The organism is Nocardiopsis kunsanensis DSM 44524 (assembly GCF_000340965.1).
Lineage (GTDB): Bacteria > Actinomycetota > Actinomycetes > Streptosporangiales > Streptosporangiaceae > Nocardiopsis > Nocardiopsis kunsanensis.
This window is the reverse complement of sequence record NZ_ANAY01000006.1, coordinates 182720-205875: the sequence shown is the minus strand read 5'-3', so window position 1 is coordinate 205875 and position 23156 is coordinate 182720. Positions and strand designations below refer to the sequence as shown.

Genomic DNA, 23156 nt, shown 5'->3' with positions numbered 1-23156 from the left:
TTCAGTGCCTGTAGGGGGCGGTCTCCGGACCGCCCCCGCGGCCGTCCTCCCGCAACGCCGTGACCACCTCGGTCACGATCGAACGCATCGCGGCCTCGGCCACGTCCGGCAGGCCGTCGCGGATCGCCCGGGCCACCGCCCTGTGCAGGCGCAGCGCCTCCGGTCGGGGATGGTGCGGCATGAGGTCGTAGGAGGTGCGCCCCACCAGGACCTCGGTGATCACCTGGGTCAGCCCGACGAGCATCTCGTTGCCCGACAGCTCCAGGATCCTGCGGTGAAAGGCCACGTCCAGGTCCAGGAACGCCTCCAGATCGCCCGCACGGCCGGTGTGCTCCATCCGGTCGGCCAACCCCACCAACTGCGCCCGTTCCTCGGCGTCCCCGCGTGTGGCCGCCAGGGCCGCCGCTCCGGGTTCGACCGCCTCGCGCAGCTCGTTGAGGCTGCGCAGCTGTTCCATGCGTCCGGCGCCCGCCAGGCGCCAGCGGATGAGTTGGGGGTCGAAGACGCTCCAGTCCCGGTGAGGCCGGACACGGATGCCCGTCCTGGGGCGGCTGACCACCAGACGCATCGACTCCAGCACCCGCACCGCCTCGCGGGCCACGGTCCGCGAGACCCCGAAGTCCTGCTCCAGACCCTGGAGAGTGAACGTGTGGCCGGTCGTGTATTCGCCGGCCGCGATCGCGGGGCCGAGCACCGCCAGCACCCGATTGTGCAGCGTGCGGTGGTCAGTGCCCATCGTGCTCCCCGTGTTCGACAGCTCTTCGTCCCGGCCCGGTTCCCGCCGGGGGTCAGCCTGCAGCCTATTCGCACCATTCGATAGCACCATTGGGGGCGGACCGTACGGGACCGGCGGCCCCCGACACGGAGAAACCATGCACTTTGTCTTCATGGGTGTCGCGGGTAGCGGCAAGACGACCGTGGCCGAGCACGTGGCCGCGCGTCTGGAGCTGCCCTTCGCCGAGGCGGACGCCTTCCATCCCGAGGCCAACATCCGCAAGATGTCCGACGGCAGGCCCCTCACGGACGATGACCGGGGGCCCTGGTTGCGGAAGCTGTCCTCCTGGATCGCCGGACACCACGCCCTCGGGGAGTCGACGGTCATGGCGTGCTCGGCGCTCAAACGCGAGTACCGGGAACTGCTCGGAGAGGGCGCCCCCGACGTGCACTTCCTCCACATGCACGGTCCCGCCGCGGTCATCTGGGAGCGTATCGAAGCACGCCCCGGCCACTTCATGCCTCCGGCGTTGTTGAGATCACAGTTGGAGACGTTGGAGCGCCTGTGCCCTGATGAGGCCGGCCGTGAGTTCGACGTGCGCGCCGATCTGGACACCCTGTGCGGCGAGGCCCTCGCCTATGTCCAGGACCACCTGCGGCCCATGGTCCCCTGAGCGCACGAGCCCGGCGCGGCTTGCGCCCGGACCACAGGCACGCGACCCTGTTCGTCATGCAAGATACCGTTTCGTCCCCCACGTCGGCCGTACCGCGGCCCTTCAGTGTGGTGCCGCCCCCGGCCCGGAGCCTGCTCGCGAGCGGGCGCCTGGGAGCGCAGCCACCACAGGACGTGCGGCAGACCTGCGTACTCATGTTCGTGGCGGCACCCGTGCTGGCCCTGGCAGCGGTCCGGTCCGGGCTGCTCCTGCACGAGGGCGCCCCGTCCGTGGTGGTCGTGGAGCTGTGGTCGTTGCTGGTGGCCGCCTCCCTGGCCGCCGTGGCCACGGCGGGGCTGGCCCTACCGGTGCGCCGGGCCGCTTACGCCCTGTGGCGTTCCGCCCAGGCGGGTGCCCTGCTCGCGCTGGGGATGTCGGTGGGCGCGCTCTACATGTCCGCCCAGATCGCCGACACGCTGCTGCTCGGTGCGGGTGCGGCCGGTGCGCTGCTGTCGATCGCGGTCAACATCGCCCTGTGGAGCACCAGCGTCATCTCCTGGTGCGACGTCGGGGGCACCGTGCGCCACGACGAGGCCTGACCCCTTCCTCGACCTGCCCCGCGCGGGCCCGGGCCGGGCCCCGGCACCCTCCCGTCACCGTCGATCGGTGCGGAGCGTGCCGGGGCCCGGCCCTTTCCGTGCCCTGTAGGGGGTGGTGCTCCCTCCGGGACCCCCGGAAAAAATCCTTTTTCTGGGTGTAACTCCTGTTTTTCCTTTTTCTGCTGTCTGAGAATTATTCATGGGATGATTCCACCATAGGCTGTTTTGTTCCGGTTACTGTCTGCAATGTTTCGGGTTCGCCGGGGGGTCGGTGTGTGCGGTTCAGTCCGCGATTGGACATCTGTGCGGAAAAACCCTTCTATGGATCACGGCACAGATATGAAACGGTTGTATTAATCCCGAGCCGTCTATCTTCCCACGTGGTCGATGTCCGGTTTAAGGTCCTGCCATCGTCAACGGGCTCACCCCCACCGCCCCACATCGAGGTGGACAATGTTCACGAAGCCTTCCCGGAAACCCCTCGGCCTCCTGGCCGCGGCGGCCTCCCTCGTCCTGGTCGCGAGCGCCTGCGCGGAGAGCGACCGCGACGCCTCCGGCACGGACGAGGGCGAACCCTTCATTTTCGCGGGCGCGGGCGAGATCACCTCGCTCGACCCCTTCCTCGCCAACGACGGCGAGACCTTCCGTTACGCCCGACAGGTCATCGAACCCCTTCTCGACCACGAATCCGGCGGGACCGAGATCGTCGGTGGTCTGGCCGAGGACTGGGAACAGTCCGAGGACGGGACGGAATGGACCTTCCACCTGCGGGAAGACGTCGTTTTCCACGACGGTGACGAGCTCGACGCCGAAGCCGTGTGCGCCAACTACGACCGCTGGTACAACCTCACGGGCGAGTTCCAGAACGCCAACAACTCCTACTACTGGCAGGCGATCTTCGGCGGTTTCGCCGAGAACGAGAACGACTCGATGCCCGAATCACGGTACGCCGGCTGCGAGGCGGTCGACGAGACCACCGCCGTCATCGAGGTGACCGAGTACTCCTCCGTGCTGCCCGGCGGGTTCAGCCTGGCCTCGTTCGGCATCCTCAGCCCCAGCACCCTGGAGGCCATCGAGGACGAGGAGATCACCGGTGGCGACGGCGACTTCACGCTGCCCGACTACACCAGCGACGCCTCCGTGATCGCGGGCACGGGCCCCTTCAGCGTCGAGGAGTGGGACCAGGACCAGAACTCGGTCACCATGGAACGCTTCGACGACTACCACGGTGAACCCGCCGGGTTCCAGACCATGATCCTGCGGGCCATCCCCGACGAGAACGCGCGCCTGCAAGCCCTCGAAGCCGGCGACATCCACGGCTACGACCTCGTCGCCCCCGCCGACGTCGGCCAACTGGAGGAGAGCGGCTTCCAGGTGCCCACCCGCGACGTGTTCAACGTGCTCTACCTCGCCTACCAGCAGGAGAGCCACGAGGCGCTCGCCGACATCGAGGTCCGTGAGGCCCTCTCCCACGCCGTCAACCGCCAACGCATCGTCGACACGATCCTGCCCGAGGGCAGCGAGGTGGCCACCCAGTTCCACCCCGACACCCTCGACGGCTGGTCCGAGGACGTGCGCACCATCGACCACGACCCCGACAAGGCCCGCGAGATGCTCGCGGACGCCGGGCACGAGGACCTCGAGGTCGAGTTCTGCTACCCGGCCGAGGTCACCCGTCCCTACATGCCCGCCCCCCGCGACATCTTCGACGTGATCGTCGACGACCTGCAGGAGGCCGGCGTCAGCGTCCAGGAGACCTCCTACGAGTGGACCGAGTACACCTCCCAGACCGAGAACGGGAACTGCTCCCTCTACCTGCTCGGCTGGACCGGTGACTACAACGACGCCTACAACTTCATCGGTACCTGGTTCTCCTCCCACAACGACGCATGGGGCATGGACAACCAGGACCTGTTCGACGACATGAGCGAGGTCAGCAGCAACCCCGACGAGGCCGAGCGCGTCGCCGGGTACCAGGACCTCAACGAGCAGGTCATGGAGGAACTGCCCGGGCTCCCGCTCTCCAGTTCCCCGCCCTCCATCGCCTTCGCCCCGGAGGTCGACCCGCCCAACGTCAGCCCCCTGACACAGGAGATCTTCGCCGAGGCCTCCTGGAAGTAGACCGCACACCCGCACCAACGGGCCACGGCCCCGGCGGAGCAACGTGTCCCAGGGTCCGGCCGGCCACACCACGGACGGCCGGACCCGCCACGGGGCGCACACCCCGAGCCCCCTCTCTCTGCGGTGCCCCTCGTCGCCGCGCCCCCAGGGAGAACCCATCACCGTCGGCGCGCGAGGACGTCCGCGGTCCGCCCGCGCCCTCGCACCGCTCACCCCACTGGCGAAAGGCGGCGCACGTGCTGCGATTCATCGTCAGACGACTCCTGCAGCTGATCCCCACCCTCCTCGGGCTCTCGATCCTGCTGTTCGTCTGGCTGCAACGGCTCCCGGGCGGCCCGGAGAACGCCCTTCTGCCCGACAACGCACCCCCCGAACAACGGGAGGCACTGCGGGAGTCACTGGGACTGGACGAACCCTTCACCGTCCAGTACTTCTCGTTCCTCGGCCGCATCCTCCAGGGCGACCTGGGCGCCTCCATCCACACCGGCCGACCCGTGCTGGAAGAGTTCCTCACCCGCTTCCCGGCCACCTTCGAACTCGCGGTCACCGCGATCGTCATCGCCGTCGCGGCCGGCCTGCCCCTGGGCTACCTGGCCGCACGCAGGCGGGGCGGAGCCCTGGACTTCGCGGCCGTGGGCGGATCGCTCCTGGGTATCTGCACCCCGGTGTTCTTCCTGGCCTTCCTCCTCAAGGTGGGCCTGGCCGAACAACTCGGCCTGTTCCCGTCCGCCTTCCGGCTCTCCCCGGCCGTCAACCGCACCGACATCACCGGTTTCTTCGTCCTCGACGGCCTCATGACCCGTGAATGGGACGTGGTCTGGGACGCCCTCCTGCACCTGGCCCTGCCCGGGCTCGCCCTGGCTTCCATCCCCCTCGCCGTCATCACCCGGATGACACGCGCCAGCGTCCTGGAAGTCATGGGCGAGGACTACGTGCGCACAGCCAACGCCAAGGGTCTGCACCGCACCACCGTTCGCACCCGGCACGTACTGCGCAACGCCCTGCTGCCCGTCGTCACCGCCGTCGGACTCCTGTCCGGCCAGCTCTTCGCGGGCGCCGTGCTCACCGAGAGCGTCTTCGCCTTCCCCGGGATCGGATCGTTCATCTACGAGGCCACCCACGGGCGCGACTATCCGGTCCTGACCGGGTTCATCCTGCTCATCGCGGCCATGTACGTGGTGATCAACCTCCTGGTCGACATCTCCTACAGCCTCCTCGACCCGAGAGTGCGGGCCCAGTGATGCCTACTACACCGAGTTCACCGAACCAGTCCGGGGTCCCCGACCGGGACGAGGCCGCCGTGGCCGAGGACGGGCGGGTGCCCCTGCACCGGCGCAAGGCAGCCAAGGCCGACCGCCTCGCCGAACTCATGGGGACACGCGTCGACGAGGGTCAGATCTCCGGGATCTGGATCGACGCCTTCCGCCGCATGCGCCGCAACCCCATGGCCATCACCGGCGCGGTCATCGTCGTCGTCTTCGTGGTCGTGGCGCTGCTCTCACCCCTCCTCGCCCCCTACAGCCCCACCTCACAGGCCTGGGGCAGCGAGGTCTTCCCCAACCGCAACGAGTTCGTCGGACCGCGCGCCGAGAACTGGCTCGGCCTGGACCACCTGGGCCGCGACCTCTACTCCCGTTTCGTCATCGGGGCCCGGCAGACCCTCATGGTCGGTGTGGTCGCCACCCTCGTCGGGTTCTTCTTCGGGGCCCTGCTGGGCGGGGCCGCCGGCTCCTGTGCCGTGCTCGGCGGCCGTTGGGGAGCACGTGTCGACAACGTCCTCATGCGGATCATCGACATGATGCTGGCCCTGCCCACCCTGCTGCTGGCCGTCACCGTCGCCGCCCTCGTCGGACCCAGCCTCACCACGGTCATGCTCGCCGTCGGTATCGCGCAGATCCCCATCTTCGCCCGACTGCTGCGCGGGGCCATGCTCGCCCAGGGCAACCGCGATTACGTACTCGCCGCACAGTCCCTGGGCGTGCGCAAACGCAAGATCGCGCTCACCCACATCCTCCCCAACTCCATGGGGCCGGTGATCGTGCAGTCCACCCTCACCCTGGCCACCGCCATCATCGACGCCGCCGCACTGTCCTACCTGGGACTGGGCAACCCCGACGCGTCCTCCCCGGAGTGGGGGACCATGCTCGCCGAGGCGCAGCGCTTCCTGTCCACCGCGCCCGCCCTCGCCGTCTACCCCGCTCTGGGCATCATCATCACCGCGCTCGGCTTCACCCTGCTCGGTGAGTCCCTGCGCGAGGCGCTCGACCCGAAGCTGAGGAAGTGACCATGAGTTCCAACACGCCACTGCTCGAGGTGGAGGAGTTGTCCGTCGCCTTCGGCGGACGCGGATCCACGCCCGTGCGAGCCGTGGACGGGGTCTCCTTCTCCCTGGAGGAAGGCAAGGTCACCGGCCTGGTCGGGGAGTCCGGATGCGGCAAGAGCGTCACCTCCCTCGCCCTCATGGGCCTGCTGCCCGAACGCGGGGTCGAGGTCGGCGGTCGCGCCGTCATGCAGCTGCCCAAGGGCCCCGAGGACCTGCTCTCCCTGCCCCAACGGCGCATGCGCGACCTGCGCGGATCGCAACTGGCGATGATCTTCCAGGACCCGCTGAGCTCCCTCAACCCCGTGGTGCCCATCGGCCGCCAGGTCACCGAGATCCTCAAGCGCCACCGGGGCATGCGTGGGCAGGCCGCCCGCAAGGAGGCCGCCGACCTGCTCCACCGCGTCGGTATCCCCGACCCCGCCCGCCGACTGGACGAGTACCCCCACCAGCTCTCGGGCGGGATGCGCCAACGCGCCCTCATCGCCATGGCGGTCGCCTGCCGTCCCAAACTGATGATCGCCGACGAACCCACCACCGCCCTGGACGTGACCATCCAGGCGCAGATCCTCGAACTGCTGCGCGACCTCGTCACCGAAGAAGGGACCGCGCTGCTGATGATCACCCACGACCTCGGTGTCGTCGCCGGCCTGTGCGACGACATCAACGTGCTCTACGCCGGGCGCGCCGTGGAACGCGCACCCCGCAGACCCCTGTTCGCCGAACCCACCCATCCCTACACCGTCGGCCTGCTCGGCTCGATCCCGCGCCTGGACGCCCCCCGTGGTGAGCCCCTCAGCCCCGTGCGCGGGTCGGTCAACGACAACATCGACTGGACCGACGGGTGTGCCTTCGCGCCCCGCTGCGACCACTACACGATGGAGTGCCTCCAGGGCCCGCCGCCCCTGGTCGAACGCGGCGACCGAGACCACGTGCACCGCTGCGTCAACCCCGTCGGCAACGCCGGGGTGGCCGAACGCACGACGCTGGAGACCTCCGCAGTCGTGGGTGAGGAGGAGGACCGATGAGCCTGCTGGAGATCAAGGACCTCAAGGTCCACTTCCCCATCGAACGGGGCGTTCTCGTGGACCGCGTCGTCGGCCACGTGCGCGCCGTCGACGGTGTCAGCCTGAGTATCGAACGCGGGCAGACCTACGGGCTCGTCGGCGAGTCCGGCTGCGGCAAGACCACCCTCGGGCGCGCCGTCCTACGCCTCAACCCCGTCACCGAGGGCCAGGTGTGGTTCGGCGGGAACGACCTGGCCGAACTCGACACCGAGACCATGCGCCGCGAACGCAAGAACCTGCAGATGGTCTTCCAGGACCCTCTCGGCAGCCTCAACCCGCGCCAGAACATCGGCTCCATCCTCATGGAAGGGTTGCAGACCCACGGCATCGGCGAAGGGGAGAGCCGCAGCCAGGTACAGCAGGACCGCCACAACAGGGTCGTGGCCGCCCTGGAACGCGTCGGCCTCTCCGACCGGGCCCTCAAGCGCTACCCGCACGAGTTCTCCGGTGGCCAGCGCCAACGCATCGGTATCGCCCGCGCCCTGGTCCTGCGCCCCGACCTCATCATCTGCGACGAGCCCGTTTCGGCCCTGGACGTGTCGATCCAGGCGCAGGTACTCAACCTGCTGGAGGAGCTCCAGGACGAACTGGACCTCACCTACCTGGTGATCGCGCACGACCTCGCGGTGGTGCGCCACGTCAGCGACGTCGTCGGTGTCATGTACCTGGGCGAGCTCGTGGAGGAGGCCTCCAGCGACGACATCTACGCCACGCCGCTGCACCCCTACACCCGCACCCTCATGTCCGCGGTGCCCGTGCCCGACCCGTCGGTGGAGGACACCCGCGAGCGCATCCTCCTCGCGGGCGACCTGCCCTCGCCCGCGGACCCCCCGGCCGGTTGCCGTTTCCACACCCGCTGCCCGTGGCGGCAGGAGGAGCGCTGCGACACCGAGCGCCCCGAACTGCGCACGCTGCGAGGTGCCGAACCGGGAAGCACCCACCGGGTGGCCTGCCACTACGCAGAGGAGATCCTCTCCGGGAAGATCCGGCCCAGTGAGGAGCACGCCGAGCGCATCGTTTCCGGCGAATAGAACCGTGCGGGCGGTCACAGTCGTGTCCCCCAGTGGCCGCCCGCGCACCCGAGGTCCGAGCGGACGGTTGCGGGCGGGCCCGTAGGGGACGGTTCAGGCCCCGGAACGGGCCGTGTCCAGAGGGCCGAGAGGACCGTCCCCCGCTGAATGCGGGGTGGGCGAGCAGGCGTCTGTCGTAGGGCGCGGATGGCTCCTGTCGGGGTGTTCGGGTCCGTGGGCGCGTTCCGACAGGGTTCGGCCGCCCCTGGTTCCCCGGTGCCGGCACGCGGACGGCAGAGTGGACGGATGCTCTCCCGTCTACGTCTCTTCCTGGACCCCTTCCTACTGATGTTGCTGCTGTTGCCCGTGGTGGCGACGGTGCTACCGGCTCGTGGGACGGCGGCGGAGGCCCTGGACCACTTCACCGTCGTGGCGATCTGCCTGCTGTTCTTCCTCCACGGGGCCAAACTCTCCCCCACGGAGACCCGGCGGGGCTTCTCCCGGTGGAGGTTCCAGCTGTTGGTGCTGGGCTGCACGTTCGTGCTCTTCCCGACGTTCGGGATGGCGATCGTCGCGCTGCCGTCGTCGGTGCTGAGCCCGGTGATGGCGACGGGGTTCCTGTTCCTGTGCATCCTGCCCTCGACCGTGCAGTCCTCGATCGCCTTCACCTCGATCGCCCGGGGCAACGTGGCCCTGGCCGTGAGTTCGGCCTCCATCTCCAACGTGCTGGGGGTCGTGTTCACCCCGCTGCTCGCCGCACTCCTGTTGGGATCGGCCGTGGAGATCACTCCGGCGTCGCTGCTCGGGATCTTCGGACAGCTGGTGGTGCCCTTCACCGTCGGACAGATGCTGCACCGGTGGGTCGGGCCGTGGTTGAAGAAACACCACCGGGTCGTGTCGGTCGTCGACCAGGGGTCGGTCCTGCTCGTGGTGTACGCGGCGTTCAGCGTCGGCGTGACCCAGGGGCTCTGGGAGGTCGTCCCGCCCACACAGCTGCTCATGGTCGTTCTGGTCTCGTGCGTGCTTCTGGCAGTGGTCCTGACCCTGTTCACCGGTCTGGGCCGCTTGCTGCGGATGGAGCGGGCCGACCGGATCGTCCTGATGTTCTGCGGGTCGAAGAAGAGCCAGGTGAGCGGACTCCCCATGGCCGTCCTGCTGTTCCCGTCGGAACAAGTGGGGATGTACGTGCTCCCGTTGATGGTCTTCCACCTGATCCAACTGCTGGTGTGCGCAGTGATCGCCCGCCGGGCCGCGGACAGCGCCCCCGAGGCGGACACGGCGTCCGGGAACCACACGGTGTGAGGCCACCGGACGTATGACCGTTCTCATGGGTGCAGCCATGACAACGGTGACTGGTGCGCGAGGCCCGCCACGGCGGAGACTGGGCGCATGACATCGGACGGTACCCCTCAGGCCCAGGCACCGGAGCCCGCAGTCGAACCTTCGAAACGCCCCCGCGTCCCCCGCGCCGCACAGGCACCCGGCCGTGTGTGGCTCGCGGCGCTGGGAGCCGGCGTGGCCACCGCGCTCCTGGTTCTCCTCCTTTTCCCGCACGAGTCCGTGCCGCCGGCGGAGTTCGAGGGCGACGGCGAGCTCGTCGGCGACCTCGAGGCCTCCGTCGACCCCGACCTCGTCCAGGGCATGGCCGTGGCCCGCTTCCCCGTCGACGACACCGGCGCGGCCGAATGGGCCTTCGCCGGGACCACCGACGGCGACACCCCGGTCGACGAGGACACCCCGTTCGAGACGGCGTCGGTGTTCAAGACCTTCACGGCGATGACGCTGGCCGACATGGTTGCCGACGGTGAGACCTCCCTCGACCGCACCCTGGGCGAGATCTTCCCCGACGTCGACTTCGCCGACGGGACGATCGCAGACGCGACCCTGGAACAGGTCGCCAACCACCACGCCGGGTTCAGCCAGGGCGCGGTGGGCGCCCCGGACTCGTTCGTGCGCGGCCTCACCTTCGGCGACGCCTACCGCAACGCCCTGCCGCCGATGGATTACCTGCCGGAAGCGGTCGCGGTGGGCCAGGACAACTACGTGTACTCGAACGCGGGGTACACGATCCTGGCCGAGGCCCTCGCGCAGGAGAGCGGAACCCCGTACGAGGAGCTCGTGCGCGAGCGTGTCCTCGACCCGGTCGGCATGGACGACACCGTGGTCTCCGAGGGCATCCCCGAGGGCGGCGCTCCCCCGTACGTGGAGCCCGGTGCACGGTCCGAGGAGTGGCACAACACCGATTACGCCGCCGCCGGCATCACCACGTGGAGCACCACCGCCGACCTCGTACGGTTCATGAGGGCCGTCGCCGAGGGCACAGCCCCCGGCATGGGAGCCCTGGAGGTCCAGCGCGAGGACGTGGACGCGTCCGGCCTGTCCGAGGACGCGGAGGAGACCGGGGAGGCCGGCGGCAGCCTCGACATGGGTCTGGGCTGGCACGTCCTCGACGTCCCCGGCGTCGGCGAGGTGAGCTGGCACAGCGGCGGAACCTACGGGACCCGCACCATGGTCGCCCTCGGTGACGACGAGGCGGTCGTCATCATGGCCAACTCGTTCATGGTGGAGGCACCGGCGCTCGCGTTCGAGCTGCTCTCCGAGGACCCCGAGCCGCTCCCGACGCTCACGCCCCCGGCCTTCCTGATCGCCCAGACCGCGCTCATGGCGCTGCTGCCGGCCCTGTCGCTGCTCGCGTTCGTGGCCCGTCGCCGCACCCTCATCACCCAGCGCCCGCTGGACCGGCTCCGCCTGGTCTCCTTCCCCCTGGGCGCGGTGGCGTGGCTGCTGGCCGCGGTCAAGTTCGGCAGCTGGGCCCTCACCCCGCACACGGTCGCGGCCGTCGCGGCCGGAGCGGTCGCCGCCGCGGTCACGGTGGGGGGCCGGCACTGGAAACGGGTCCCGGTGGAAGCGGCCCGGTGGCGGTGGCTGCACATCCCGGTGTTCGTGCTGTCGCTGCTGTTCTCGCTCGTCCTGGCCGGGGTGTCGGTGTTCGGGCTGGCCATCGTCGCCTGAGGCCCGGCCCCGAGTGCGGGCAGGACGGGGGAGTGCGGGGAGGACGGCCCCGTACTCCCCGCACCCGTCTCAGCCCCTTTCGCGCGAGTACCACAGCGCGAGCTGGGTACGGTCGCGCAGGTCGAGCTTGCGCAGCGCGTTGGTGACGTGGTTGCGCACGGTCCCCTCGGTGACGAAGAGGCGTTCGGAGATCTCCCGGTTCGCAGCACCCTCGCTGATGAGCTGCGCGATCTCGGTCTCACGCTCCGACAGCGGCCCCGCAGCAGACGAGGACGGCTCCGGAACCGGTGAGGGGAAGGCGTCCAGGGCCCCGACGAGCCGGTCCGCGACCACACCCGTCAGGACCCGCTCGCCCCGTGCGGCCCGGCGCAGCACATCAGCGACCTCGTCCGGTTCGGCGTCCTTGAGCAGGTAACCGCGAGCCCCCGCCCGCAACCCCTCGAACAGGTACTCGTCCTCCTGGAAGGTCGTCAGGACCACCGTCGCCACCGCGGGGTGGTCCTCACCCAGCCGTCGGATCAGGGTGATCCCGTCCATGACCGGCATCCGCACGTCGACCAGCGCCACGTGCGGCCGCTCGTGCCCGGCGAACCCGGCGAGCAGAGCGAGTGCCTCCTCGCCGTGGCCCGCCTCGCCCACGACCTCGAGCCCGTCCTCGGCAGCCAGGAGCCGGGCCAGGCCCCGGCGCATGAGGGGCTGGTCGTCCACCACCAGGACACGCACGGGCTGTGTACTCACGAGATGTTCTCCAGGCTCGGATCGGCTTTACGGGGAACGCGGGCGGTGAGCACGTAGCCGCCCCCGGGGCGGTTGCGGCCGTCCAGGGACCCGCCCAGGGCGATCAGGCGCTCCCGTAGGACGGTGAGACCGAACCCGGAACCGGCTGCCGTCCCGTCCGCACCGGTCCCGTCGTCGGAGATCTCCACCGCCACGTCGTCCTCGGTGATCCGTACGGCCACGTCGATGTGTGCGGCGCCGGAATGGCGCAGCGCGTTGGTGAGCCCCTCCTGAGCGGCGCGGTAGGCGGCCAGTTCGGCCTCGCCGTCCATGCCCTCCGGCCACGCCCCTTCCAACCGGAACCGCGTTCGGGCCCCGGTGTCGGAGAAGGACCCGACCAGGGCGCCGATGGCCTCCGCCCCGGTCCGTCCCTCCAGGTCGAGGGGTTTGAGGGCACGCACCCACCGGCGGGTCTCCTCGAGGGCCTGCTTGGCCAGCTGCCGGGCCTCGCCGACGTCCTCGCGTACCTGATCGGGTACGGGGCCGCCGCGTTCTGCGTTGGCCAGGCACACGTTGATCGCGGTGAGGTGGTGACCGGTGCTGTCGTGCATCTCGCGTGCCATGCGGGAGCGTTCCTCGGCCACGGCGAGCTCACGGGTGCGTGCGGTGTAGTGGCGGAGTTTGCGGTGGGTGTCTTCGAGGTCCCGGTGGGCACGTTCCAGGTCGGCGAGGAGCTCACGGGTGTGCTCGGCCTGGCGGCCGGCGGCCACGAGCCCGGTCACGACGAAGCAGATGATGAGCCCGGATACGGCCACCACGGTGCTGTTGGAGACCGCCATCATGGTCGTGAAATCGGTGACGAAGTACTGGACCGCGAAGTTGACCACGCCGAACAGGCCGCACGAGAGCGCACCCGTGCGGAACCCGAACGCGCTCGTGGCCTGAGCGACGACCGTGGCCATGAGGAAGTAGTGGCCGAACTCGCTGATGGCGAAGATCGCCAGTGACGCGAGGACGAAACCCACCGTGGCCGCCGTCTCGCGTGCCGAGGGGTGTCCGTGCCAGGGCAGCATGGGCCACAGGAGCACGGTCGGTACCAAACAGGCCAGCGCCGCGAGATAGACGACCGGGACGTCCTCGAACGTGGCGGGGACGAACTGCCCCTCCAGGTAGGAGAAGAACCCCCGCAGCAGCACGATGAGCCCGATGGTCGTCCAGAACAGGATCCGCGCTGCGGCGGGAGCGGTCCTGCCGCGGGGGTCCCACCGCACGGGATCGAGCAGAGAACGTGAAGGGCGTGTCACAGGTGTAACGGTCACGGAGCTACCTGTCTTGTCCGAGAGTGCTCCGGAGTTCAGGCCGGAGGTGGATCGGCTCCGCCCCTGCGCCCGAGCCTGTCAGACCAGGCGTTTCATGGTCCTGGCATGCAGGGGCACAGCACACCGGTGTGGCTTGTCGCTCGTGGCCGGCACGGTTTCGAGTCCAGCACCATACCCGGCCGGGACCGTTTTTGCCACCGCCGGATCCGGGCTCTTTCCTGGTTTTCCTGCGCGTACGCCGACCCTTCTCGTGCGGTTGTTCGCGTGCAGCTTCGGTTCGCCTACCGCCTCTGCCCGGACGGGCCCCAGCGCGTCGCGCCGGCCCGCCTGTTCGGGTGTGTGCGGGTGGTCCACAACGACGCGCTGGAACGGACCAGGCCGGTCAAGGCCGCCAACAAGCTGCCCGGCTCTGCGAAGCACCGGATCGCCGAGGGCCCCTATGTGCGGGTTCCCAAGAGCGCCGAGTTGTCCCAGGCGTTGATCACCGGGGCGAAGAAGACCCCCGAACGGGCGTGGCTGGGCGAGGTGTCGGCGGTACCGCTCCAGCAGGTACTGCGGGATCTGGACCGGGCCTGGAAGGCCCACGAGGACTCCAAGACCGGCACACGCCGGGGGCCAAGGTGGGCGCGCCCCGCTTCAAGCCGCGCCGCGACCCCGTCCAGTCGGCCCGGTTCACCAACAACGCCCGCTGGAAGATCACCAACGCCGGAAAGCCGGCCCTGCCCGGCGTCGGGGACGTGAAGGCGGCGTGGTCGCGCAGCCTTCCCTCGCCCCCCTCGTCGGTGACCGTGGTCAAGGACGCCGCCGGCCGGTACTTCGCCTCGTTCGTGGTCGAAACCGACGACGAGCCGCTCCCCGACACCACACCCGAGGTCGGCATCGATCTCGGGTTGTCGCACTTCGCGGTGTTCTCGAACGGCACCGAGGTCGCCAGTCCCCGGTTCCTGCGCCGGGCCGGCAAAAAACTGAAGAAGGCCCAACGCGCCCTGTCCCGCACACAGAAAGGCTCCCACAACAAGGAGAAGGCCCGCCTCAAGGTGGCCCGCGCCCATGTGCGGGTGGCCGACGCCCGCAAAACTTCCACCACCAGCTCTCCACACGGATCACGCGCGAGAACCAAACCGTCCACGTGGAAGACCTGTCGGTGAAGGCCCTGGGGCGCACGAAGCTGGCCCAGAGCGTGCATGACGCGGGCTGGTCGCAGTCCGTGTCCATGCTCGAGTACAAAGCGGTCCGGTACGGGCGGACCTTCACCAAGGTGGACCGGTTCCTGCCCTCCTCACAGACCTGCTCCGAATGCGGGGCCGTGGACGGGCCCCAAACCGTTGCACGTGCGCACCTGGACCTGCCCGGTGTGCCAGACGATCCACGATCGGGACCTCAACGCGGCCCGTATCGTCCCGGCGGCCGGCGGGCCGACAGGAAAAACGCCTGCGGAGGGGCCGTAAGACCAGCCGCCTGAGCGGCCGGCAGGACCCGGTGAAACAGGAACCGGCCCGCGCCGCGAGGCGCGGGCACCACCCGCCCGTCAGGGCGGGTCGCAATCCCCGTCGTTCACGACGGGGAGGACGTCAACAGCACATAGGGGGAGCAGGAGAGGCGCACGGCTCGGCTTATGCTGCCCCGCCCTCCGCGTAGGCCGGGTCCCCTTCCGCACGGGCGCCTGGCGGCCGCGGACGGCCCCGGCGCCTGTGAAGGACGTGCGGAACATGACGGCCGTCACGGGTGGGGGACACGTGTCATGGCCCCCGGCCCAGACGGCCGTGGGATGGCTCGCCACCGGCACGGTTTCCTAGGCTTGGCCCGTACAACCGGATCAGAGCGAGGGAAGAGGCGTGCGCATGAAGCTACCGGACCTCCCGTGGGCCGTTACGGCCGTGGCCGCCGGGCAAGAGGCGATCCGGGGCGGTTCCCTGGCGTGGCTGACGTTCGTGATCGCCGCTTCGGCCGTGGCCCTGGTGGTGTGCGGGGTTCTCAGCGCCAGACGCACACTCCACCCCAACCTGATCGCCGGTATCCGCACCGCCTTCACCATGGACAGCGCACGCAACTGGTACGCGGTGCACGACCGTGCGGCCCCGGTCTTCACCGGCAGCGGACTGTTCTACGCGCTCTCGATCGTGCCGCTGTTCCTGTTCGACAACGCAGGCGCGCAGGCCCTACCGATGCTGGCACTCGTGCTCCTGGGCACGGGGGTGATGGTCGTCGGCACCGTACGGGCCCAGCGGGCGGCCAAACACGCCCTGGCGGAGGAGGACGCACGCGGGGACGCCCTCGCCGACGAGGACCCGTACGAGGGCGGAGGCCGGGGCCGTTGACCTCCTGGCTGACCATCGCGTTCGTGTACGCCGTCCTGGCCGGGGCCCTGCTGTGGTCGGCCGGACGCCCGGTGAGCGAGGACGGGCAGGGGCGGTTGCGCACGTTCGTCCAGCTGCCGCCGGGCATCGTGACCAGGGAGCAGGCCGAGGCCTACCGGCGCCGCCTGCATCCCCACCTGGCCGCGGCCTCGTACGTGCTGTCGGCGGCGGCCCCGGGCACGGCGCTGTGGGCCCTGCTGGCCGACGACCCCGGCGACCCGGTACCCGTCCTTCTGGGCATCTGCCTCACGACCGTGGTCATCACGGGCATGGGCCAGGTACGGGCCTCGTTGGAGGTCGGCGACCACACGCGCTGAAGGGAGGCCCGGGCCTACCGGGGAGCGAGAGGGTTGGTCAACAGCAGACCCGCGCCGGTAGCGATGCCCGCACCGACGCCGTCCAGGGAGAGGTCCTGGAGCTCGTCGCTGTCCGTCACCACGGCCGTGCCGGTGAAGTGGTAACGGGCCGGTCTGCCTCCCAGGCGTTTCCACGAGGCGCTCTCGACCTGCAGCGCGTCCCCCAGCTTGTGCTCCAGCCAGTCCTCGAACGCCGATTCGGGCAGGGGGACCCGCTTGCCGCGCGGCTTCTCCGATCCGGCCCCGTCCTGCTTCCGGCCGGTCGGCGCGGTGATCAGCTCCCAGCGGACGGTCTCGCCCTCCCCGTACCGGGGCAGGGGCAGGTAGGTGACCGAGAGCGCGCCGGGGATCCTGCCCCAGGCGGGAGCGGTGTCCGAGCTGATCACGAGGCTGGTGGGGGACAAACGTGCCCACAGCACCCTGGGGTCGGACCCGGGGTCGGGATCGACCGCCTTGCGCACGGCCCGCCCCATCACCGCCCACTGCTCCATGCCGGGGGTGCGTTCGGGGTCGAGGCTGACGCGACTCAGGTACAAGATGATCCGATCCGTTCGGTCCCCGACGGGGGCGGGGCGCTGGCGCGGACGCGGGAGGCCCGCGCCGTGGTGACGGCTCCACCGTATGAGCAGGAGGCCCCTGGTCGGGCCGGTGGAGGTACCGGCCGGCCCGGCGGTCAGGGACTGTTCACAGCGACACGGACCCCGAAGACGACCAGCACACTGCCCATGATCCGGTCCATCCAGCGGCGCACCGCCGGGCGCGCGAAGAAGTGTTTCGCGGCGTCCAGGACCAGTACGTACCCGCCCAACCAGAGCGCCGTGAGCACCAGGTGCGCCGCGACCAGCAGCGCCATACCCCACTGGGTCGGCAGCGCGGACGGGGCCAGGGTCGGCAGCAGGCCGATGTAGAAGACCGCGATCTTGGGGTTGAGGACGTTGCTGATCAGGCCGACCGTCCACGCGTTGCCGCCCCTGGGCGGGGCGGCGTCGGCAGGGGCCTCGTCCCTGTGCCGACTGTCGAGGAAGGACCGCACACCCAGGTGGACGAGGTAGGCCGCACCGGCGTAGGTCACCACCGTGAAGGCCGTGGGGGAGGCTGCCAGGAGTGCGGACAGCCCCAGCGCCGTCAGAGCCCCCCACATGCACAGGCCCAGGATGATGCCGAGGGTCGTGCGCAGGCCGTCGCCCCGGCCCCCGGACACGACCTGGCGGGTCACCACGGCCATGTCGGGCCCCGGCGCCATGGTGACCACGGCCAGCATGCCGGCCGCGACGAGAAGCTCCCCAACCATGATCACCATGGTCCCACCCGGGACGGGGCGGACGCCTCGTGTGATCGGCCACCCCGGCCCCGGTCACCCCACGCGCCGGGTCCCCACCGCCACCAGGTGGCCCGGGCCCTCCGCACCGACCCCGACCTTGCCGTCGAAGCGCGCCCGCACACGGCCTGCGCTCTCCACGGTCTCCCACCCGTCGGCGTCCAGGTCCTGGAATTCCGCGGTCCGCTCGTCGTGGGGACCGTTGGCCAGGTGCACCAGGACCACCTGCTCTCCGAGGGAACGCAGGAAGGTCATGTGGTGCTCGCCGGAGTCCAGCCAACGCAGCCCGCCGGCCCCGAGCGCGGGCAGGCTCCGGTGCAGGCGGAGCAGACGGCGGTGTGCGTCCAGGAGCTCCTGGTCCCAGTCCCCGGTGCGGTGCCAGGGCATCGTGCGGCGGGCGTTCTCGCCGTCCCGGCCCTCCAGGCCGATCTCGTCACCGGCGAAGACGAACGGCACGCCCGGAAGCGTGGCCTGCGCGGCCACGCCCACCGCGTGGAGCACCGGGTCGGCCACGACCGTGGCAAAACGCGCGGAATCGTGCGTGCTCAGCGCGTTCACACTGTGGGTGCGTACCCGCCACGGCAGCCCGGCATTGGTGGTCCGCATCGCCCGGACCGCTGCGGCCGCGCCGCTCGTGGGCAGCGGCGCCGAGGTGTGCGTGGCCGCGTACCGCACCCCTTCAGGACCGGTGTTGAGCCAAGCCCACACCGGGCGGGTGAAACCGGCGTAGTTCATCACCCCGTGCCAGCCGTCGTGCCGCGTGTCGGGGCCGGCGTCGTAGAAGTGCTCGGCCAGTAGCCACGCCTGCGGCGCTATCTCACGCATACGGGTGGCGATCATGCCGGAGACCTCGTGGTTGACGTCCTGGGCGCCCAGGCGCCCGGTCATGTTGGCGACGTCGATACGCCAACCGTCCAGCCGCTCGTCCTCGGCCGAGTGGCCCGAGCCGCCCAACCGGTCGAGCAGGACCGAGTCGTCGGCGCCGTACATCCGCTCGCGCAGTGCGGGGGAGGAGTGGTCGAGCTTGGGCAGGGAGCGCACCCCCAGCCAGCTCACGTAGCCGTCCGGGTGGTCGGTGAAGTAGTAGTAGCCCGCTTCCTCGGAGTCGGCGTCGGCCCGAGCGGTCTCGAACCACTCGTGCCGGTCGCCGGTGTGGTTGGTCGTCAGGTCGCCCATCACCCGCATGCCGCGCGCGTGGGCCTCACGCGTCAGCGCCTTCAGGGCCGCGTCCCCGCCGAGCAGCGGATCCACCTCGTCGAAACCGGCGGCGTCGTAGCGGTGCGTGGACCGGGCCGGGAAGAACGGTGTCAGGTACACGACCTCGGCGCCCAGGTCGGCCAGGTGGTCCAAGTGGCGCCGCACCCCGTCCAGGGTCCCGCCGTAGTACTCCACGGCCGCGGCCGGGCCCGACCCCGAGGGCTCGTCGTCCCAGTGCCGGGGGACCGCCCAGTCGGGGTGTTCGGTGAGGGGGTCGAGCGAGTCGTCGTCGCGGGCGAACCGGTCCGGGAAGATCTGGTAGACGGCCGTCCCCGGGACCCACGAGGGCGGGTTGGGGCCGGTGATCAGGCGGAAGTCGCCGTCGTCGGTGACCTCGTGATCGTGCGCGCCCGCCTGGTTCAGCCAGATGTAGCGGCGTCCGCGCACGATCGCGAACCGGTAGGGGGTGACCACGGCCAGCAGCGGGATCTGCACCGTGTACCAGCTCACGCCTTCCGAGGAGTACTCCTGTTCGCCCTCGATCAGCTCGGCCTCGCCGTCCTCCACCACGTGGGCGTATACCGCGTCCGCCCCGCCGGGGACCCGCACGCGCAGGCGGGCGTGATCCTCGTGGAGGCTCACGTAGTCGGGTGAGCCGTCGTGGTGGGGGTCGTGGCTGAACCGCATGCGGGGACACTCCGTGTGTAGGGCGGAAGGGACTGCCCATACCTTCGCAAGAAATGAGAAAAATTGCGAAAGACTTTGCGGGCCTGTCCGGTGAGCTCGTCTGCCCTGGTCTGCTCCGGCCGCTGCGGTTGCCGAGGTTTCTCGTGGTGTGGGGGAGCCGTGGCCGGGTGAGCCCGTTCTTGGAGCCGGTGACGGGGGTTCTTGTGGTAGCGGGGGTGGGTTCGTCGGGGTCGGGAGGTTCGGCCCGGCCGGGTCTGTGTGCAACCCGCTTCGGCGCCACCCCCGGTTCCCTCGGTGGGTGGTTCTCCGGCGCAGGGGTGCACACGCCTGCCACCCCCGGCTGCAATGCGCCACCGGGTCGTCCGGCCCGTGCTCAGAGTGAGCTCAGAGCGATGAGCGCCACGAGTGCGTTGTTGCAGCAGTGCAGGACGATCGAGGGAAGGATCGATTCGTACCTGCGGTGCAGCCATGCCAACCACAGCCCCAGCACGAAGACGTAGAGCATCACGAGCGGGGTCACGTGCAGGAGGGAGAAAACGAGGGCGGACAGGACGATCGCGGCCCAGGGCGCGACGCGGCGGGAGAGGGCGCCGTGCAGCATGCCGCGGCAGACGATCTCCTCGAAGAGGGGGAAGACGATCACCGTGCCGGCGGCAATCGCCAGGCCGGCGGCCGGCGGAAGTTCCGCGACCAGGTCCGAGGTCGTCGAGGGGCCCGAGTCGTCTGCGCCGGAGGAGCTGTCGAGGGCGGCCAGGAGGCCGAGGGTGGCACCGGTCGCCGAGGCCGAGGTCACGATCGCGAGCGGCACCCACAGCAGTAGTCCGACCGGGAACCGGTTCGGCCGTGTGAGGCCCAGGTCGCGGAGTCGCAGGCGCGGGCCGCGGCGCATGAGGACGAGGTGTCCGGCGACACAGACCACCAGTGGTGTGATCAGGAGCAGCGCCACGACCGCGGACACGAGCCAGAACATGCCGGACCAGGGCAAGAGAGCGAGGGAAGAACCGAGGCGGACCCCTGCCAGGACCAGGGCGATACCCACTGCGGTGAAAGCACCGATCAGAGCGGTGTGGCGCAACCGCACCCGTGTGCCGAGGAGGGGACGGGCGCGCCCGTCCCTCCCACTTTCTTGATGAGCATCCGAATCCACCATAGAGCCAACTATTCACTCAAACATGGACCAATCGGGCAAATTATGGCTTGAGGGTGTGCTCGGGCTCAGCCCATGACGGTCGAGGCGATCTCCTCGGCCTCGCCCGGCTCGGCCGGCCGGACGTTCTCGGCCAGTTCGACCATGTCGATGTCGGGGAAGTCGATGGCCGGTTCGTCGTTCTCGTCGGTCGGCATCCCCGTCATGAGGTTGGCGGCGACCCCGTCCGTGAACTCGGTGCGGGCCTCGAACCGCTCCCCGGTGTTTCTGGACATGTCCGCGACCACGACGTCACCGTGTTCCTCGCACGGCTTGTCGCCGCCGTCCGACTCGCACTGGGAATGGAGCGGGGTCCATCCCGTCTCGGCGAGATCCTCCATGGACTCGCTCTGCAGAGTGAGGACGAACCCGTCGATCTCGGGGGAGGGGTCGACCGGCTCGTAGCCGATGGAGGCCGTACCGAGATCCCGGCTCGCCCACATGGACGTCGGCTCCCATCCGGGCAGGTCCAGGACGGCGATCTCGTGGGGGAAGTCGGAGACGTCCTGCAGGAGTTCCTCCCTGCGCTCCTCCTGCTCCCGCTCATGGAGCCACCAGATCACGCCCACGAGCAGCAGGACCGCCCCGAGCACCGCTGCGAGTGCGGGGACGAGTCGGTTCCGTTCTGTGCCCAGTGAGAACACGAACGTGCCGAGCAGGGCGAACCCCGAGCACGCCAGGGGCAGGGGTATGAAGACGTCCACGTTCACGGAGATCGGAAACACCGACATGAAGATGCCCGCCACCATCGCCGTGCTCAGGACGGCCGGGAACTGCCGGGGCCGGGGTTCGTCCCGGCCCTCCAGGATCCACTGGAGCCAGAAGTGCGCGCCACCGACCACCACGGCGGTACCGAGAACGAAGAGCACCGCGTAGCTCGGATCGTTGTACAGGAGCCCGAAGAGGGCGAAGAACCCGAGAACCCACAGGGCAGTGCCGGCCGCGAGCGGATACACGGATACGAACCAGAACTTCGGGCCTTCGGCGCTCTTGGGCGCCGGAGGCACGGTGCCGTCGTCGGGGGTCTGTTCGGGGGAGGTGTTCATGGAGGCCTCGTCGTCAGGTGGATGCCCGTGCCGGGGAACCCGGCGCCGGAGCTCATGAGGGGCGTTGTGGACGCTACGGATCCGTCCCGGACGGACACCTGAGCCCCCGTACCCAGATCCCGCACTCGTGGTTCTGGACGCTGAGGGTACGCCGACCGACGAGCCGGCACCCGGGCCGTCCACCAGGAGACGGCACCGGCGATCGCCGATTTCACGGAACACCGGGGAGGGGACAGCGCGGCGCTGATCCCGGAGGAGAAGGTCGTCAACGTCCTGCTCTTCGTTCCGATCGGCATCGTCGTGTCCTTCGCCGTCGGCAACCTCACGGGTCGGATCGCGTTCGGTCCGCTGCTGTCGTTGGCGGGGGAAGCCACGCAGTGGGCTCTGGCCGCAGGGGACTGCCGACGTGGTGGACGCCGTTGCCATCACGTTCGGCTCGCTCACGGGTACGGCACTGGCGGGGACGGCGTTCCTGTCGGCGCTTCGGTTCTCCCGGGCCCCGCGCGCGCCGTGCTCCTGGAGACCACGGGCCGGGAACCTTCCGGTCCCGCGACGGGCTGAGCCCTCAGCCCCGCAGTACCGCGATCGCCTCCAGCAACCGTCCCCGCAGCACCGCGCCGCGCTCGGCGAAGTCGCGCTGGTACTCCATGTAGGCCGCCTTGCCCTCGGCGGTCTCGATCCGCACCGGTTCGTACCCCCACTCGCGCAGATCGTAGGGGGAAGCGCGCATGTCCAGGGTCCGGATCTCGCGGGAGAGCTCGAAACAGTCCACGACCAACTCGGAGGGGACCGCGGGCAGCAGCTTGTACGCCCACTTGTACAGGTCCATGTTGGCGTGCAGGCACCCGGGCTGGTCCAGGTCGACCTGCCCCTCGCGCGTGGGCTGCAGCGTGTTGCGGGGCCGTGCCTGCTCGGTGAAGAACCGGAACGCGTCGAAGTGCGAGCACTGCACACGGTGCGACTCCACGACCCGGTCGGTGCCCTCGTGGCCCAACCGCAGCGGCACCTGCCCGTGGCGCACCTCGTCGGTGCGGTAGACCATCGCCCACTCGTGCAGTCCGAAACACCCCAGGTGGGCGGGGCGGGAGGCGACCGCGCCGAGCAGGCGTTCGACGAAGTCCACGACGCGCCGCGCCTCCGAGAACGCCGCACGGTCCAGCACGACGCCCCCCTCGGCCTCGGTGTAGAACCGTTGCCCGAGGAACTCGCGTGCCCCGTCGCCGAGCAGCACCGTGCCCGCGCCGGGGTGCCAACGCCGCAGCTGGGCGGGCTTGAGGTTGTAGTACGTGAAGAGGAAGTCCTCGACCGGGTGGCGCTCGCCCGCAGCGCGGCGGCGCCGGTGGTCGGCGGTGAGCGTGTCCACACGTGCGGCGTGGTGTTCGGCCCGCTCGCGCCACTGTTCCTCGGGCAGGGCGGTCGCGCGCTCCGTGCCTGTGCTGGTCCCGGTTCCCATCACAGGCCCAGGGTACGTACCGCC

At 70.0% G+C, this 23156-nt stretch carries 23 protein-coding genes and 2 pseudogenes; 15 read left to right on the top strand and 10 right to left on the bottom strand.

The features are described from left to right. Position 1: 1 nt before the first annotated feature. Complete coding sequence (locus D456_RS0105300) at positions 2-736, bottom strand: FadR/GntR family transcriptional regulator (protein ID WP_017575121.1); 735 nt, start codon at positions 734-736, stop codon at positions 2-4. A gap of 136 nt (positions 737-872) precedes the next feature. Between D456_RS0105300 and D456_RS0105295 the strand changes: the two genes are divergently transcribed. The 9 genes from D456_RS0105295 to D456_RS0105255 all read left to right on the top strand — a co-directional run bounded on the left by D456_RS0105295 (position 873) and on the right by D456_RS0105255 (position 11496). After that, the gene (locus D456_RS0105295; protein WP_017575120.1) at positions 873-1388 is read left to right on the top strand and encodes a gluconokinase; all 516 of its coding nucleotides are present in this window, start codon (positions 873-875) and stop codon (positions 1386-1388) included. A 56-nt stretch (positions 1389-1444) separates the two neighbouring features. Continuing rightward, positions 1445-1966 (top strand): hypothetical protein, encoded by a 522-nt coding sequence (locus D456_RS0105290; protein WP_230479879.1) that lies wholly within the window; start codon positions 1445-1447, stop codon positions 1964-1966. A gap of 453 nt (positions 1967-2419) precedes the next feature. Then, positions 2420-4087, top strand: a complete 1668-nt coding sequence (locus tag D456_RS0105285) for an ABC transporter substrate-binding protein (protein WP_017575118.1) — start codon at positions 2420-2422, stop codon at positions 4085-4087. 236 nt (positions 4088-4323) lie between these two features. Beyond that, positions 4324-5328, top strand: coding sequence for an ABC transporter permease (locus tag D456_RS0105280; protein ID WP_017575117.1), 1005 nt, complete (start codon positions 4324-4326; stop codon positions 5326-5328). Further along, complete coding sequence (locus D456_RS0105275; RefSeq protein ID WP_026115589.1) at positions 5328-6371, top strand: ABC transporter permease; 1044 nt, start codon at positions 5328-5330, stop codon at positions 6369-6371. Before D456_RS0105280 ends, D456_RS0105275 begins: the two co-directional genes overlap by 1 nt. 2 nt (positions 6372-6373) lie before the next feature. Beyond that, positions 6374-7435: an ABC transporter ATP-binding protein gene (locus tag D456_RS0105270; protein ID WP_017575115.1), complete on the top strand. Its 1062-nt coding sequence runs from the start codon at positions 6374-6376 to the stop codon at positions 7433-7435. Then, a complete protein-coding gene (locus tag D456_RS0105265; protein ID WP_017575114.1) occupies positions 7432-8505 on the top strand; it encodes an ABC transporter ATP-binding protein in 1074 nt (357 codons plus the stop codon). The genes D456_RS0105270 and D456_RS0105265 overlap by 4 nt, the downstream gene beginning before the upstream one ends. 285 nt (positions 8506-8790) lie before the next feature. After that, positions 8791-9786, top strand: coding sequence for a bile acid:sodium symporter family protein (locus D456_RS0105260; RefSeq protein WP_017575113.1), 996 nt, complete (start codon positions 8791-8793; stop codon positions 9784-9786). Between the two features lie 87 nt (positions 9787-9873). Next, entirely contained in the window at positions 9874-11496 is a 1623-nt protein-coding gene (locus D456_RS0105255) for a serine hydrolase domain-containing protein (protein ID WP_017575112.1), read from the top strand. 69 nt (positions 11497-11565) lie between these two features. Here D456_RS0105255 and D456_RS0105250 read toward each other — a convergent pair whose 3' ends face one another. Continuing rightward, positions 11566-12234 carry a response regulator gene (locus D456_RS0105250; RefSeq protein WP_017575111.1) on the bottom strand — a complete coding sequence of 223 codons (669 nt, stop codon included), beginning with the start codon at positions 12232-12234 and terminating at the stop codon, positions 11566-11568. Further along, the gene (locus tag D456_RS0105245) at positions 12231-13517 is read right to left on the bottom strand and encodes a sensor histidine kinase (protein WP_017575110.1); all 1287 of its coding nucleotides are present in this window, start codon (positions 13515-13517) and stop codon (positions 12231-12233) included. The genes D456_RS0105250 and D456_RS0105245 overlap by 4 nt, the downstream gene beginning before the upstream one ends. 120 nt (positions 13518-13637) lie before the next feature. Between D456_RS0105245 and D456_RS27895 the strand changes: the two are divergent. Beyond that, a pseudogene (locus D456_RS27895) lies at positions 13638-13856 on the top strand (hypothetical protein); the annotation flags it as partial. Between the two features lie 113 nt (positions 13857-13969). Here D456_RS27895 and D456_RS27890 read toward each other — a convergent pair. After that, entirely contained in the window at positions 13970-14128 is a 159-nt protein-coding gene (locus D456_RS27890) for a hypothetical protein (RefSeq protein WP_338036322.1), read from the bottom strand. A 24-nt stretch (positions 14129-14152) separates the two neighbouring features. Between D456_RS27890 and D456_RS27885 the strand changes: the two genes are divergently transcribed. The 5 genes and pseudogenes from D456_RS27885 to D456_RS0105230 all read left to right on the top strand — a co-directional run bounded on the left by D456_RS27885 (position 14153) and on the right by D456_RS0105230 (position 16206). Next, positions 14153-14680, top strand: coding sequence for an RNA-guided endonuclease InsQ/TnpB family protein (locus D456_RS27885; RefSeq protein WP_338036319.1), 528 nt, complete (start codon positions 14153-14155; stop codon positions 14678-14680). A 65-nt stretch (positions 14681-14745) separates the two neighbouring features. Next, positions 14746-14790 (top strand): annotated as a pseudogene (locus D456_RS28130) (hypothetical protein); the annotation flags it as partial. Between the two features lie 73 nt (positions 14791-14863). Next, positions 14864-14980, top strand: coding sequence for a zinc ribbon domain-containing protein (locus tag D456_RS28125; protein WP_449289277.1), 117 nt, complete (start codon positions 14864-14866; stop codon positions 14978-14980). A gap of 393 nt (positions 14981-15373) precedes the next feature. Next, a complete protein-coding gene (locus tag D456_RS0105235) occupies positions 15374-15850 on the top strand; it encodes an SdpI family protein (RefSeq protein ID WP_239643778.1) in 477 nt (158 codons plus the stop codon). Further along, positions 15847-16206: a hypothetical protein gene (locus D456_RS0105230; RefSeq protein ID WP_017575108.1), complete on the top strand. Its 360-nt coding sequence runs from the start codon at positions 15847-15849 to the stop codon at positions 16204-16206. The genes D456_RS0105235 and D456_RS0105230 overlap by 4 nt, the downstream gene beginning before the upstream one ends. A gap of 14 nt (positions 16207-16220) precedes the next feature. On the opposite strand, the gene D456_RS0105225 is transcribed toward D456_RS0105230, so the two are convergent. The 6 genes from D456_RS0105225 to D456_RS0105200 all read right to left on the bottom strand — a co-directional run bounded on the left by D456_RS0105225 (position 16221) and on the right by D456_RS0105200 (position 23132). Next, complete coding sequence (locus D456_RS0105225; RefSeq protein WP_017575107.1) at positions 16221-16781, bottom strand: type I-E CRISPR-associated protein Cas6/Cse3/CasE; 561 nt, start codon at positions 16779-16781, stop codon at positions 16221-16223. Between the two features lie 137 nt (positions 16782-16918). Next, positions 16919-17536, bottom strand: coding sequence for a LysE family translocator (locus tag D456_RS0105220; RefSeq protein ID WP_026115588.1), 618 nt, complete (start codon positions 17534-17536; stop codon positions 16919-16921). A gap of 63 nt (positions 17537-17599) precedes the next feature. Then, positions 17600-19447 (bottom strand): glycoside hydrolase family 13 protein, encoded by a 1848-nt coding sequence (locus tag D456_RS0105215; RefSeq protein WP_017575105.1) that lies wholly within the window; start codon positions 19445-19447, stop codon positions 17600-17602. A gap of 373 nt (positions 19448-19820) precedes the next feature. Next, positions 19821-20597, bottom strand: a complete 777-nt coding sequence (locus D456_RS0105210) for a CPBP family intramembrane glutamic endopeptidase (RefSeq protein WP_086002054.1) — start codon at positions 20595-20597, stop codon at positions 19821-19823. A 65-nt stretch (positions 20598-20662) separates the two neighbouring features. Then, positions 20663-21679, bottom strand: a complete 1017-nt coding sequence (locus tag D456_RS0105205; protein WP_017575103.1) for a DUF2254 domain-containing protein — start codon at positions 21677-21679, stop codon at positions 20663-20665. A gap of 565 nt (positions 21680-22244) precedes the next feature. After that, positions 22245-23132 carry a 3-methyladenine DNA glycosylase gene (locus D456_RS0105200; RefSeq protein ID WP_086002060.1) on the bottom strand — a complete coding sequence of 296 codons (888 nt, stop codon included), beginning with the start codon at positions 23130-23132 and terminating at the stop codon, positions 22245-22247. Between the last annotated feature and the right edge of the window lie 24 nt (positions 23133-23156).